The 14849-nt window shown below is 64.6% G+C and carries 9 protein-coding genes; 5 read left to right on the top strand and 4 right to left on the bottom strand.

The window, feature by feature from the left end; genetic code table 11:
• The first annotated feature begins 47 nt into the window (after nt 1-47).
• From infB to truB, 3 genes are all read left to right on the top strand, one after another.
• Nucleotides 48-2975: a translation initiation factor IF-2 gene (gene infB / locus FOZ70_RS08985; RefSeq protein WP_021162403.1), complete on the top strand. Its 2928-nt coding sequence runs from the start codon at nt 48-50 to the stop codon at nt 2973-2975.
• Nucleotides 2976-3089: 114 nt separating this feature from the next.
• On the top strand, nt 3090-3488 hold the full coding sequence (gene rbfA / locus FOZ70_RS08980) for a 30S ribosome-binding factor RbfA (protein ID WP_021162402.1): 399 nt from the start codon (nt 3090-3092) through the stop codon (nt 3486-3488).
• A 13-nt stretch (nt 3489-3501) separates the two neighbouring features.
• Nucleotides 3502-4434 carry a tRNA pseudouridine(55) synthase TruB gene (gene truB, locus FOZ70_RS08975; RefSeq protein WP_021162401.1) on the top strand — a complete coding sequence of 311 codons (933 nt, stop codon included), beginning with the start codon at nt 3502-3504 and terminating at the stop codon, nt 4432-4434.
• An 85-nt stretch (nt 4435-4519) separates the two neighbouring features.
• Here the strand turns inward: truB and FOZ70_RS08970 are convergent, their stop codons facing one another.
• From FOZ70_RS08970 to FOZ70_RS08955, 4 genes are all read right to left on the bottom strand, one after another.
• The gene (locus FOZ70_RS08970; RefSeq protein WP_021162400.1) at nt 4520-6079 is read right to left on the bottom strand and encodes a DHA2 family efflux MFS transporter permease subunit; all 1560 of its coding nucleotides are present in this window, start codon (nt 6077-6079) and stop codon (nt 4520-4522) included.
• A 28-nt stretch (nt 6080-6107) separates the two neighbouring features.
• Nucleotides 6108-7322, bottom strand: coding sequence for an HlyD family efflux transporter periplasmic adaptor subunit (locus FOZ70_RS08965; protein ID WP_021162399.1), 1215 nt, complete (start codon nt 7320-7322; stop codon nt 6108-6110).
• Between the two features lie 52 nt (nt 7323-7374).
• Nucleotides 7375-8871 (bottom strand): efflux transporter outer membrane subunit, encoded by a 1497-nt coding sequence (locus FOZ70_RS08960; RefSeq protein ID WP_048020751.1) that lies wholly within the window; start codon nt 8869-8871, stop codon nt 7375-7377.
• 87 nt (nt 8872-8958) lie between these two features.
• The gene (locus tag FOZ70_RS08955) at nt 8959-9450 is read right to left on the bottom strand and encodes a MarR family transcriptional regulator (RefSeq protein ID WP_048020750.1); all 492 of its coding nucleotides are present in this window, start codon (nt 9448-9450) and stop codon (nt 8959-8961) included.
• Nucleotides 9451-9776: 326 nt separating this feature from the next.
• On the opposite strand from FOZ70_RS08955, the gene typA reads away from it, so the two are divergent.
• The gene (gene typA / locus FOZ70_RS08950) at nt 9777-11603 is read left to right on the top strand and encodes a translational GTPase TypA (RefSeq protein WP_021162397.1); all 1827 of its coding nucleotides are present in this window, start codon (nt 9777-9779) and stop codon (nt 11601-11603) included.
• 317 nt (nt 11604-11920) lie between these two features.
• The gene (locus FOZ70_RS08945; protein ID WP_021162396.1) at nt 11921-14785 is read left to right on the top strand and encodes a 2-oxoglutarate dehydrogenase E1 component; all 2865 of its coding nucleotides are present in this window, start codon (nt 11921-11923) and stop codon (nt 14783-14785) included.
• Nucleotides 14786-14849: the final 64 nt, after the last annotated feature.

Below are 14849 nucleotides of genomic sequence, written 5' to 3'. Positions count from 1 at the left end.
ACCCGATGCTAACCGCAAGGAATCGGTCCTTGCACTAAGAGGAATGAATGGCGAGTAACAACGTAGCCCAATTTGCCGCGGAACTGAAAATGCCTGCTGGTGTGCTGCTCGAACAGCTGCAGGCAGCGGGCGTCCAGAAAGCGAGTGAAGACGATGCGCTGTCCGAAACGGACAAGGCGCGTCTGCTCGATCATTTGCGCAAGTCGCACGGCGCAACCGACGGCGACAAGCGCAAGATCACGCTGACCCGCAAGCATACGTCGGAGATCAAGCAATCTGACGCGACGGGCAAGGCTCGCACCATTCAGGTCGAGGTCCGCAAGAAGCGTACGTTCGTCAAGCGCGACGACGTGGCCGAAGGTGCGGAACAGGGTCAGGCGCAGGTCGCCGAAGCGGACGACGATGCAGAACTGAAGCGTCGCGAGGAAGAAGCGCGCCGCGAGGCCGAGCTGCTCGAGAAGCAGGCGCAGGAACTGCGCGAGCGTCAGGAGCGCCTCGAGCGCGAGGAAGCGGAACGTCGTGCCCGCGAGGAAGCGGCCGAAGCCGAGCGCCGTCGCGCCGAGGAAGAAGCGGCGGCGAAGCGTGCCGCGGCCGAAGCTGCGGCGGCACAGCAGCAGGCAGCCGCGCAGCAGGCTGCTGCAGCCGAACAGGAAGCGGAGACTCCGCAATCGACGCAGTCCGCGCAGGACGAAGCGCGCGCAGCCGCCGAACGTGCGGCGCAGCGCGAAGCGGCGAAGAAGGCTGAAGACGCTGCCCGCGAGGCAGCGGACAAGGCGCGCGCCGAGCAGGAAGAGATCAGCAAGCGCCGTGCGGCGGCAGAAGCCGAAGCGCGTGCGATTCGCGAGATGATGAACACGCCGCGCAAGGCCGTCGTCAAGGCAGTCGAGCCGCCGAAGCCGGTCGAGCCGCCGAAGCCGGCCGAAGCGAAGGGCACGCTGCACAAGCCGGCAAAGCCGGAAGGCGCGCAGGCGCGTCCGGCCGTGAAGAAGCCGGCCGGTGCCGCACCGGCAACGACGCAGGCGCCGGCAGGCGCGGGCGACCGCAACAAGAAGCCGGGCGCAGGCAAGGGCGGCTGGCAGGACGACGCGTCGAAGCGTCGTGGCATCAAGACGCGCGGCGATTCGAGCGGCGGCGTCGACCGCGGCTGGCGCGGCGGCCCGAAGGGCCGTGGCCGTCACCAGGACAGTGCATCGTCCTTCCAGGCGCCGACCGAGCCGATCGTCCGTGAAGTGCACGTGCCGGAAACCGTGTCGGTTGCCGATCTCGCGCACAAGATGTCGATCAAGGCCTCCGAAGTCATCAAGGTGATGATGAAGATGGGCCAGATGGTCACGATCAACCAGGTGCTGGACCAGGAAACGGCGATGATCGTCGTCGAGGAACTGGGCCACCGCGCGGTTGCCGCGAAGCTGGACGATCCGGAAGCGCTGCTCGTCGAAGGCGAAACCGGTACCGACGCAGAGCAACTGCCGCGTCCGCCGGTCGTCACGGTGATGGGTCACGTCGACCACGGCAAGACCTCGCTGCTCGACCACATCCGCCGCGCGAAGGTTGCCGCAGGCGAAGCGGGCGGCATTACGCAGCACATCGGCGCGTATCACGTCGATACGCCGCGTGGCGTCATCACGTTCCTCGATACGCCGGGTCACGAAGCGTTCACGGCAATGCGTGCACGCGGCGCGAAGGCGACCGACATCGTGGTGCTGGTGGTGGCAGCCGACGACGGCGTGATGCCGCAGACGAAGGAAGCCATTGCCCACGCGAAGGCGGGTGGCGTGCCGATCGTCGTCGCGATCAACAAGATCGACAAGCCGGAAGCGAACCCCGATCGCGTCAAGCAGGAACTGGTCGCGGAAGGCGTCGTGCCGGAAGAATACGGTGGCGATTCGCCGTTCGTGCCGGTGTCGGCAAAGACGGGCGCGGGTATCGACGATCTGCTCGAGAACGTGCTGCTGCAAGCCGAAGTGCTGGAGTTGAAGGCACCGGTCGAAGCGCCGGCCAAGGGTATAGTGATCGAGGCGAAGCTCGACAAGGGCAAGGGCCCGGTCGCGACGATCCTCGTGCAGTCCGGTACGCTGAACCGCGGCGACATCGTGCTGGCGGGTACGGCCTACGGCCGCGTGCGCGCGATGCTCGACGAGAACGGCAAGCCGACGAAGGAAGCCGGCCCGTCGATCCCGGTCGAAATCCAGGGTCTGTCGGAAGTGCCGGGCGCAGGCGAGGAAGTGATCGTGCTGCCGGACGAGCGCAAGGCGCGTGAAATCGCATTGTTCCGTCAGGGCAAGTTCCGCGACGTGAAGCTGGCGAAGCAGCAGGCCGCGAAGCTGGAAAGCATGCTCGAGCAGATGGGCGAAGGCGAAGTGCAGAACCTGCCGCTCATCATCAAGGCGGACGTGCAGGGCTCGCAGGAAGCGCTCGTGCAGTCGCTGCTCAAGCTGTCGACCGACGAAGTGCGCGTGCAGATCGTGCACAGCGCGGTGGGTGGCATCAGCGAAAACGACGTCAACCTCGCAACGGCATCGAAGGCTGTCATCATCGGCTTCAACACGCGTGCGGATGCACAGGCGCGCAAGCTGGCCGAAGCGAACGGCATCGACATCCGCTACTACAACATCATCTACGACGCAGTGGATGAGGTGAAGGCGGCAATGTCGGGCATGCTGGCGCCGGAGAAGCGCGAAGTCGTCACCGGCATGGTCGAGGTGCGCCAGGTGTTCAAGGTGCCGAAGGTCGGCACGGTCGCCGGCTGTATGGTCACGGACGGTATCGTCAAGCGCTCGTCGTCGGTTCGCGTGCTGCGCAACAACGTCGTGATCTTCACGGGCGAACTCGAATCGCTGAAGCGCTTCAAGGACGACGTGAAGGAAGTGAAGCAAGGCTTCGAGTGCGGTATGTCGGTGAAGAACTTCAACGACGTCATCGAAGGCGACCAGTTCGAAGTCTTCGAAGTGACCGAAGTCGCGCGTACGCTGTAATCCTCGCGCATCGGCTCATGGGCGGGGCAGGCTTGGGCCTGTCCCGCCCATTTTCATGGTGGCGCGCCAACACTGGCCGCCGCTTCATCCTGATAAACGGATCACGGATCGATCATGTCCAGGAAACGTACTTCCCCCAATCGCAACGTGCAGATCGCCGACCAGATTCAGCGCGATCTGTCCGAACTCATCATGCGCGAGGTCAAAGACCCGCGCATCGGCATCGTGACCATCCAGAGCGTCGAACTCACGCCGGATTACGCGCACGCGAAGGTCTACTTCACCGCGTTGACCGGCGATCCGGCCAAGACGCAGGAAGCGCTGAACCACGCGTCGGGTCACTTGCACAACCTGTTGTTCAAGCGCCTGCACATCCATACGGTGCCGACGCTGCATTTCCACTACGACCAGACGATCGAGAAGGCCGTGGAAATGTCGCGCCTGATCAAGGAAGCGAACTCGACGCGCGCGAAGGACGACGACGAGGCCGACGCGGCTACCAAGGACGACTGAGCTCGACCGGCCTATGACGACTGCAGCATCCCAACGTCCGCGCGTGCCCCGGCGCGTGCTGGACGGCGTCCTCCTGCTCGACAAGCCGGTCGGCCTTTCGAGCAACGATGCACTGATTCGCGCGAAGCGCCTGCTGCTCGCGAAGAAAGCCGGTCACACCGGTACGCTCGATCCCCTGGCTTCGGGTTTGCTGCCGCTGTGTTTCGGCGAGGCGACGAAGTTCTCGCAGGATCTGCTCGAAGCGGACAAGACCTACGAAGCGACGATGCGTCTCGGCCAGCGTACGGCTACCGGCGACGCGGAAGGCGAGGTGATCGACACGCGCCCCGTCGAATGCGACCGTGCGGCGGTGGAAGCCGCGCTGGTGCGCTTCACCGGCGAGATCGTGCAGGTGCCGCCGATGTATTCGGCGCTCAAGCGCGATGGCAAGCCGCTGTACGAATATGCGCGCGCGGGGCAAACCGTCGAGCGCGAGGGCCGCAACGTGACGATCCTCGCCCTCGACCTGCTCGCGTGCGACCTGCCTGACGTGACGTTTCGCGTGACCTGCACCAAGGGCACTTACGTGCGCACGCTGGCAGAGGATATCGGCGAGGCGCTCGGTTGCGGCGCGCATCTGACGATGCTGCGGCGCACGGGCGTCGGTGCGCTGACGCTCGAGCATGCGGTAACGCTCGATGCGCTGTCCGATGCCGACGAAGCGGCGCGTGATGCGTGGCTCCAGCCGGTCGATGCGTTGCTGTCGACGTTTCCGTTGGTTCGTCTCGATGAAACCAGCGCGAAGCGGTTCCTGCACGGCCAGCGTTTGCCGCTGTCGTCGCTCGACCCGATCGATGCGGCCGAAGGCGGGCGCGTGCGCGTCTACGACGCGACTCGCCTGCTCGGCGTGGCGCGCAAGGCAAACGGCGTACTGGCGCCGGAGCGGCTCGTCGTCACGGCAGCCTGACGCAGCCGCGCGAACGCGCACCCGTCGGAATGAAAAAGCCCCGCTTCACGAAGCGGGGCTTTTTGTTTGCGTCCAGGCACCGTGTTCAGTGTGCAGCCGATGCCGCGGCACCTGCATCGCCACCGCCCGAGCGCTCGGGCTTCGTGATCCAGATCAGCCCGATCAGCAGCACGAAGATCGCCGCCGAGATGTAGAACAGGTCGTTCACGCCGAGCTGCGCGGCCTGCTGCGTGGCCAGGTTGTTGATCAGCCCGTGTGCCTGGTCCCGCGTCAGCCCGAGGTTGCCCATCTGCGTGACGGCCTGGTTGAACGTCGGGTTGTAGACGTTCGCCTGCTCGACCAGTTGCGCGTGATGGAAGTTGTTGCGATGGTCCCAGGCCGTCTGGAAGATCGACGTGCCGATGCCGCCGCACATGATCCGCACGAAGTTCGACAGGCCCGATGCCGCGGGAATGCGGTGGCCGGGCAGGCCCGACAGCGTGATCGATACCAGCGGGATGAAGAAGCCGGCCATCGCGATGCCCTGTACGAGCGTCGGCAGCGTCAGCGACCATTCGTCGACCCCGGTCGTGTAGCGCGACCGCATCCAGAAGCACAGCGCAAACGTCAGGAACGACGCCGTCGAGATAAAGCGCGGATCGGTGCGCGGCAGGTACTTCCCGGTGAGGGGCGATAGCAGGATCGCGAACAGCCCGACCGGCGCCATCACGAGACCGGCGTCGGTCGCCGTGTAGCCGATCTGCGTCTGCAGCCACAGCGGCAACAGCACGAGGTTGCCGAAGTACAGGCCGTACCCGATCGACAGCGCGACGGTGCCGCCGGTGAAGTTCCGCATGCGGAACAGCGACAGGTCGACGACCGGGTGCTCGGCGGTCAGTTCCCAGATGACGAAGAACGCGAACGCGATGACCGCGGTCAGCGCGAGCACGATGATGGTCGTCGACGCGAACCAGTCGAGATCCTTGCCCTTGTCGAGCATGATCTGCAGCGAGCCGACCCAGACGACCAGCAGCGCGAGGCCCACGCCGTCGATCGGGGCGCGGCGCACGGCCGATTCCCGATTGCGGTAGATCGCCCACGTCGCGGCGGCGGCGGCGATGCCGACCGGGATGTTGACGTAGAAGATCCACGGCCACGAGTAGTTGTCCGAGATCCAGCCGCCGAGGATCGGGCCGGCAACGGGCGCGATCAGCGTCGTCATCGCCCATAGCGCGAGCGCCATCGGCGCCTTGGCGCGCGGATAACTCGACAGCAGGAGCGCTTGCGACAGCGGAATCATCGGGCCTGCCACCGCGCCTTGCAGCACGCGCGACGCAAGCAGGAACGGCAGGTTGGGCGAGAGCCCACACATCCACGACGAAATCACGAACAGGATGATCGACGCGAGGAACAGGCGAACCTGCCCGAAGCGGTCGGTCAGCCAGCCGGTGAGCGGCACGGAGATCGCGTTCGCGACTGCGAACGACGTGATGACCCACGTGCCCTGGTCGGACGACACGCCGAGGTCGCCCGAGATGGTTGGGATCGCGACGTTCGCGATGGACGTGTCGAGCACGTTCATGAACACCGCGAGCGATACCGCGATCGTCCCGATCACGAGCTGCCCGCCCTGCAAGGGCGGGTGAGAGACAGGTGCCTGTGCCATGTCGGTTGTCTTTCCGGAGTCGGAACGGTTACATCATCTTCGCGACGGCGTTCGACTTCGCCGCAGCCGGCGCCGGTGCGTTGCCGCCGGCATTCTCGGCGACGATGCGGGCGATTTCGGCGTCGGCTTCGTCGCCGTACTTCGCGAACACGTTGGTCTCGTAGACGGTGTTCGGTGCGTTCACGAGCTGGTCGCCGCGTTCGTCCTTGATGTCCACGTCGACCTGCATCGACAGGCCGATGCGCAGCGGGTGCTTGTCGAGATCCTTCGGATCGAGTTCGATACGCACCGGCAGGCGCTGCACGACCTTGATCCAGTTACCCGTCGCGTTCTGCGCCGGCAGCAGCGAGAACGCCGAGCCCGTACCTGCCGAGAAGCCGACCACCTTGCCGTGGTAGACCGCCGACGAGCCATAGATGTCTGCCGTCAGTTCGACCGGCTGGCCGATGCGCATGTGCTTGAGCTGGACTTCCTTGAAGTTCGCATCGACCCACACCGCGTTCAGCGGCACCACCGACATCAGCGGCGTGCCCGGCGACACGCGCTGGCCGACCTGCACGGAGCGCTTCGCGACATAGCCGGTGACCGGTGCGGGCAGCACGTTACGCGCGTTCGCCAGGTACGCGTCGCGAACCTTCGCGGCTGCGGCCATCACGTTCGGATGCGATGCGATCGTCGTGTTTGCGGTCAGCGCGCGGTTCGACGCGAGTTGCTGCTGCGAGGCGTCGAGCGATGCCTGGGCGGCGCGCACGGCGTCGCGTGCGTGCGAGATTTCTTCCTGCGACACGGCGCCCGTCTGCGCGACGGCCATGCGGCGACGGAGGTCGTCCTCGGCCTTCGACAGGTCGGACTGGCGCAGCGCGACTTGCGCGCGATACTGGTCGTCGTTGACGAACAGGCCGCGCACCTGGCGCACCGTCTGCGCGAGGTTGGCTTCGGCCTGCTGCAGCGCGACCTGCGAGTCGGCCGGGTCGAGCACGACGAGCGGATCGCCGGCCTTCACCGTCTGCGTGTCGTCGGCCTTCACCGCGATCACGGTGCCGGTGACCTGCGGCGTGATCTGCACGACGTTGCCGTTCACGTACGCGTCGTCGGTCCCTTCATGGAAGCGGGCGACGAGGAAGTAGTACAGGCCATACGCGATGGCCGCGATCACGATGACCGCGACGAGCAGCGTCATCATCCGTTTGCGCTTGCCGTTGTTCTGCGGCTGCGCGCTGGCGGCGTTTTGTTGGTCGCTCATGGCGATTTTCTCCGTCCGTTATTTCGAGTGTCTGCGTAGTGGTGGCGCCGGATCAGTTGGCGGCCTGTTTTGTCGGCTTGTCGGCGTCGGGCGCGGCAAGCGGCGTGCCGGTCGCGTCGAACCCGCCGCCCAGCGCCTTGATCAGGGCAAGCTGCATGTCGCGCCGGCGCATCTTCAGGTTGGTCACCGTCTGCTCCGATGCGAGGCGGTTGCTGTCCGCGGTCAGCACCTGCAGCTGCGGCGACAGGCCCGCCTTGTAGCGGATGACCGCGAGGTCGTATGCGCGCGTCGATGCGTCGAGGGCACGTTGCGCATCGCCCATCTGGCGATCGACTGCGCGGATCGACGCGACCTGCGTCGCGACGTCGTTCAGCGCGCTGATCAGCGTCTGGTTGTAGTTCGCCACCGACAGGTCGAAGTCCGCATAGCGGCCCTTGAGCTGCGCGCGCAGCGCGCCGGCGTCGAAAATCGGCAGGTGGATCGCCGGGCCGAACTGTGCCTGGCGGCTCGCGAAGTTCAGGAATTTGCCCCAGCCGAACGCATCGAAGCCGAAACCGGCCGCAAGGTTTACGTCGGGGTAGAACTCGGCCTTCGCTTCCTTCACGTCGTGCATCGCGGCTTCGACCTGCCAGCGCGCGGCGACGATGTCGGGGCGGCGCGAGACGAGATCGGCCGGCAGGTTGCCGGGCAGTGCGACTTCGCCGCTCGGGTTCATCACGGGCGCCGCGATCTGCAGCCCGCGATCCGGGCCCTTGCCGAGCAGTGCCGCGAGCTGGTAGCGCACCGTCGTGATCTGCCCATCGAGATCGGACAGCGAAGCCTGGGTCGTCGCGATATTGCCGCGGGCCGTCTGGCGTTCGACGTTGGTGTCGAGGCCGGCCGACACGCGGCCGTCGGTGATCTTGCCGACCGTCTCGCGGTTGGTGATCTCGCGTTGGGCGATATCGCGCAGCGCATAGAGCTGCGCGAGCGAGTTGTAGGTGCGTGCGACCGACGACGCGAGCGTGATGCGTGCCTGCTGCATGTCGGCTTCGGCCGCCTTTTCCTGCGACACGGCGGTGTGCAGGCGCTCGCGGTTCTTGCCCCACAGGTCGAGTTCCCACGATGCGCTCGCGAGCGCGTTGTTCTCGCTGTACCACTGGCCGCCGTACGGCGGCGGGAACAGCGCGTTCGACGAATACAGCTCACGCGTCCACGAATAGCTGGCTTCCGCCTTGGGCATCAGGTTCGAGCGCGACGATTCGATGTACGACGACGCCTTTGCGATGCGCGCCTGTGCCTGCGCGATCGACGGATTGCCCTGCAGCGCTTCGTCGATCAGCTTCGGCAGTTGCGGATCGCCGAACTGGCTGGCCCAGTCGAGCGCCGGCCACTGGCCGCCCTGGGCCGGCAGGCTTTGGGCGGATTCGAATTGCGACGCGGGGGCGATCTGCTTGTCGCTCTTGATGCCGATGTAGTTCGCGCAGCCCGCCAGCGCCAGTGCGGCGACCGCGACGGCGACGGCGGTGCGGCACGACCCGGCGCGCACGGACAACGGGGAGGATTTCATCGCGCTGATCCCTGACTCGGAATGAATGATGGACACTGCAAGGATTTCCTTACATTAATCTGTCAAAAGTAATTGTTATGGCAACTATTACGTGATGCTGCCGCCGGCGGTCTCGCAATAGTTGCTGAGAATGCGGCGCAGCATGCTCTTCAGGAACCCGACTTCTTCCGGCGTAAACCCGTCCAGCACCTGGTCGAGCACGCTGCGGAAAATCGGCGGCAGCCGTTCGGCGAGTGCGCGGCCTTCGTCGGTCAGCTCGAGGCGCACGACACGTCGATCCTCGATGCTGCGGACACGGGACAGCAGGCCGCGTTTTTCGACCCGATCGAGCAGGCGCGTGACTGCGCTGGCGTCGATCCCGTACTCGCGGGCAAGCTCGGCGGCCGTCGAGCACTTGCCGACCGCGATCATGAACAGCATGCTCGCCTGCGTGCCCGTGATGCCGAGCTCTTCCTGCGTGCGTTGCGTGACGAGGTTGGTCATCACCGACTTCACGCGCGACATCAGATAACCGACGCTGTCGTTCATCTGATACGTGGACAGCGGCGAAACGGGGGATGAGGTAGAAGAATCCGACATAAAACCCTGAAGCTGCAATAGTTGACTAGGCAGCAGTATAGGCACAGTTGTTTGCCGCGGCAAATGTTAATCGAACGGCAACGGGCGCGCTTTGCGTCGCAAAAATCCCTCATATCAATAAGGTTTTTGTGCCCGACGGCGACATGGGCTTCGACAGATTGGCGCGTTCGAGGGGAGGGTGTGTTGGCCAGCCTGCTGCGTTGCAACGTGCCGGTCGGTTGCCGACATTCTCACGTGCTATAATTTGTGGCTTTCCAAGCTGCAATGCGCGCGCCCGTGAAAAACGAGCGGGCGCTTTTGCGCGTTCAAACGATTTCCAGGTTTCTATGACCCGCGCCCTTCGCAATATCGCCATCATCGCCCACGTCGACCACGGCAAGACCACGCTCGTCGACCAACTGCTCCGCCAGTCCGGCACCTTCCGCGAGAACCAGCAGATTGCGGAGCGGGTGATGGACTCGAACGACATCGAAAAGGAGCGCGGGATCACGATTCTCGCGAAGAACTGCGCGGTCGAGTACGAAGGCACGCACATCAACATCGTCGACACGCCGGGGCACGCGGACTTCGGCGGCGAGGTGGAGCGCGTGCTGTCGATGGTCGACTCGGTGCTGCTGCTCGTCGACGCGGTCGAGGGCCCGATGCCGCAGACGCGCTTCGTCACGAAGAAGGCGCTGGCGCTCGGCCTGAAGCCGATCGTCATCGTCAACAAGATCGACCGTCCGGGTGCGCGGATCGACTGGGTCATCAACCAGACCTTCGACCTGTTCGACAAGCTCGGCGCAACCGAAGAGCAGCTCGATTTTCCGATCGTCTACGCATCGGGCCTGAACGGCTATGCGTCGCTCGACCCGGCTGCGCGCGAAGGCGACATGCGCCCGCTGTTCGAGGCAGTCCTCGAGCACGTGCCGGTCCGTCCGGCGGATCCGGACGCGCCGCTGCAACTGCAGATCACGTCGCTCGACTATTCGACGTACGTCGGCCGGATCGGCGTCGGCCGCATCACGCGCGGTCGTATCAAGCCGGGTCAGCCGGTCGCGATGCGCTTCGGCCCGGAAGGCGAAGTGCTGAACCGCAAGATCAACCAGGTGCTGTCGTTTACGGGCCTCGAGCGCGTGCAGGTCGAATCCGCCGAAGCGGGCGACATCGTGCTGATCAACGGTATTGAAGACGTCGGCATCGGCGCAACGATCTGCGCGGTCGATACGCCGGAAGCGCTGCCGATGATCACCGTCGACGAGCCGACGCTGACGATGAACTTCCTCGTCAATTCGTCGCCGCTCGCCGGCCGCGAAGGCAAATTCGTCACGAGCCGCCAGATCCGCGACCGCCTGATGAAGGAACTGAACCACAACGTCGCGCTGCGCGTGAAGGATACCGGCGACGAAACGGTGTTCGAAGTGTCGGGCCGCGGCGAACTGCACCTGACGATTCTCGTCGAGAACATGCGCCGTGAAGGCTATGAGCTGGCCGTGTCGCGTCCGCGCGTCGTGATGCAGGAAATCGACGGCGTGCGTCACGAGCCGTACGAGCTGCTGACCGTCGACGTCGAGGACGAGCACCAGGGTGGCGTGATGGAAGAGCTCGGCCGCCGCAAGGGCGAGATGCTCGACATGGCATCGGACGGCCGTGGCCGCACGCGTCTGGAGTACAAGATCTCGGCACGCGGCCTGATCGGCTTCCAGAGCGAATTCCTGACGCTCACGCGTGGCACGGGCCTGATGAGCCACATCTTCGACTCGTACGCACCGGTCAAGGACGGTTCGGTCTTCGAGCGCCGCAACGGCGTGCTGATCTCGCAGGACGACGGCGCTGCCGTGGCCTACGCACTGTGGAAGCTGCAGGATCGCGGGCGCATGTTCGTGAAGCCGGGCGATGCGCTCTATGAGGGCATGATCATCGGCATCCACAGCCGTGACAACGACCTCGTCGTGAACCCGATCAAGGGCAAGCAGCTGACCAACGTGCGTGCGTCGGGCACCGACGAAGCCGTGCGCCTGGTGCCGCCGGTCCAGATGTCGCTCGAGTACGCGGTCGAATTCATCGACGACGACGAGCTCGTCGAAGTGACGCCGCAGTCGATCCGCCTGCGCAAGCGCTTCCTGAAGGAGCACGAGCGTCGCCGCGCGAGCCGCGAAGGCGCGGTCGACTAAGCATCGATCGTTCCCGTGCAGGACGAAAAGGCCGCCTTCGGGGTGGCCTTTTTTGCATCTGAACGATGTGCAACCGGATGCGCTGCAAAACACTGTTCCCGCGGGTCGTGGCAATCCGGCAAAACCCCGTCGCGCGGTGCTTTCAGGCACATTTCGCCGTGAACTCCGGTATCGGTTCTGTGATATGCTGCGCGCACGCAAGTTTTAGGTCCTTCCAAGCAAGACTTGATTCGCAATCCGCTAAACGGTCAGGCCGTGTCGCGGAAGGTTGAGTAACCCGCTATTTCTCGAGAAGCTCGAAGAAAGGTGAGCGTAAAATGTCAGATGTAATGAAGCAGTTTCAGCTGAACTCCTATCTGTTCGGCGGCAATGCTTCGTACGTTGAAGAACTGTACGATGCATACCTCAACAATCCGGCATCGGTGCCGGAGAACTGGCGAGAGTATTTCGACGCGCTGCAGAACGTGCCTGCAACGGACGGCTCGAATGCCAATGACGTCGCTCATTTCCCGATCGTCGAATCGTTCGCCGAGCGCGCGAAGGCCAATGCCTTCATCCCGCGCGAAAGCAGCACCAACCTTGCTGCAGCGCGCAAGCAAGTGCACGTGCAGTCCCTCATCAGCGCTTATCGCTTCCTCGGCTCGCAATGGGCCAATCTCGATCCCCTGAAGCGTCGCGAACGTCCCGCCATTCCCGAACTCGAACCCGCGTTCTACGATTTCTCCGAAGGCGACCTCGACCAGACGTACAGCGCAAGCAACCTGTATTTCGGTTTCGACCAGGCTTCGCTGCGCGACATCGTCAAGGGCCTGCGTGACACGTACTGCGGCACGATCGGCGCCGAGTACATGTACATCAGCGACCCGGAACAGAAACGCTGGTGGCAGGAGCGTCTGGAATCGACCCGCGCGACGCCGAACTTCTCGGCTGACGAGAAGAAGCACATCCTGAATCGCCTGACGGCCGCCGAAGGCCTCGAGCGTTACCTGCATACCAAGTACGTCGGCCAGAAGCGCTTCTCGCTCGAAGGCGGCGAAAGCTTCATCGCGGCGATGGACGAAGTCGTCCAGCACGCGGGCAAGCGCGGCGTGCAGGAAATCATCATCGGCATGGCGCACCGCGGCCGTCTGAACGTGCTGGTCAACACGCTGGGCAAGATGCCGGCCGACCTGTTCGCCGAATTCGAAGGCAAGCACGTCGACGACCTGCCGGCAGGTGACGTGAAGTACCACAAGGGCTTCTCGTCGGACGTGTCGACGGAAGGCGGCCCGGTCCACCTGTCGCTCGCGTTCAACCCGTCGCACCTCGAAATCGTGAACCCGGTGGTCGAAGGTTCCGCGAAGGCGCGGATGGACCGTCGCGGCGACGAAGACGGCCTGCAAGTGCTGCCGGTGCAGATCCACGGCGACGCGGCCTTCGCTGGCCAGGGCGTCGTGATGGAAACGCTGAACCTCGCGCAGACACGCGGTTACGGCACGCACGGCACGCTGCACATCGTCATCAACAACCAGATCGGCTTCACGACGTCCGACCCGCGCGACGCGCGCTCGACGCTGTACTGTACCGACGTCGTCAAGATGATCGAGGCGCCGGTGCTGCACGTGAACGGCGACGATCCGGAAGCCGTGATCCTCGCGACGCAGATCGCGATCGACTACCGGATGCAGTTCCACAAGGATGTCGTGATCGACATCGTCTGCTTCCGCAAGCTGGGTCACAACGAGCAGGACACGCCGGCGGTCACGCAGCCGCTGATGTACAAGAAGATCGCACAGCACCCGGGCACCCGTGCGCTGTACGCCGAGAAGCTCGTGCAGCAGGGCGTGATCACCGCGGAAGACGCCGACAACTACGTGAAGGCGTACCGCAAGGCGATGGACGACGGTCACCACACGGTCGATCCGGTCCTGTCGAACTACAAGAGCAAGTACGCGGTCGACTGGGTTCCGTTCCTGAACCGCAAGTGGACGGATGCGGCCGACACGGCCGTGCCGCTCGCCGAACTGAAGCGCCTGGGCGAACGCATCACGACGGTCCCGGAAAACTTCAAGGTTCACCCGCTCGTCGAGCGCGTGATCAACGACCGCCGCAACATGGCGCGCGGCGACCAGCCGCTCGACTGGGGCATGGGTGAACACCTCGCGTTCGCGTCGCTCGTCGCATCGGGCTACTCGGTGCGCCTGACGGGCCAGGACTCGGGCCGCGGCACGTTCACGCACCGTCACGCGGTGCTGCACGACCAGAACCGCGAGCGCTGGAACGACGGCACGTACGTGCCGCTGCAGAACATCGCCGACGGTCAGGCGAAGTTCACGGTGATCGACTCGGTGCTGTCGGAAGAAGCGGTGCTGGGCTTCGAATACGGTTACTCGACCGCCGAGCCGAACACGCTCGTGCTGTGGGAAGCCCAGTTCGGCGACTTCGTCAACGGTGCGCAGGTCGTGATCGACCAGTTCATCTCGTCGGGCGAAGTGAAGTGGGGCCGCGTGTCGGGTCTGACGATGCTGCTGCCGCACGGCTACGAAGGCCAGGGTCCGGAACACTCGTCGACGCGTATCGAGCGTTTCCTGCAGCTGTGTGCCGATCACAACATGCAGGTCGTTCAACCGACGACGCCGGCGCAGATTTTCCACCTGCTGCGTCGCCAGATGATCCGCCTGTTCCGCAAGCCGCTGATCGTCGCAACGCCGAAGTCGCTGCTGCGCCACAAGGAAGCCGTGTCGGACCTGTCGGAGCTCGCGAAGGGTTCGTTCCAGCCGGTGCTGGGCGAAACCGACGGCGGCATCGACGCGAAGAAGGTCAAGCGCGTGCTGGTGTGCTCGGGCCGCGTGTACTACGACCTCGTCGCGCACCGCCGCGAAGCGAAGGCGAACGACGTCGCGATCATCCGTATCGAGCAGCTGTATCCGTTCGCGCACAAGCAGTTCGAAGCCGAAATCAAGAAGTACGAGAACGCGACTGAAGTGGTCTGGGTGCAGGACGAGCCGCAGAACCAGGGCCCCTGGTTCTACGTCGAGCACCACCTGAAGGAAGGCATGAAGGAAGGGCAGAAGCTGGCATACAGCGGCCGTCCGGCTTCGGCCTCGCCGGCGGTTGGCTACTACGCGAAGCACTACGAGCAGCAGAAGGCCCTCATCGAAGGTGCATTCGGCCGCCTGAAGAGCGCATCGATCGCGAAATAACCGACGGAAGCGAAACGGGAAGGCGCAGCGCGCTTTCCCGTCTCCTTTGGCCCGCCGGGCGCGC

The sequence above is a fragment of the Burkholderia sp. COPS genome, from assembly GCF_019425585.1.
Taxonomy (GTDB): Bacteria; Pseudomonadota; Gammaproteobacteria; order Burkholderiales; family Burkholderiaceae; genus Burkholderia; species Burkholderia cepacia.
The sequence above is the reverse complement of the archived record's forward strand: the minus strand, read 5'-3'. Positions and strand labels throughout refer to the sequence as shown.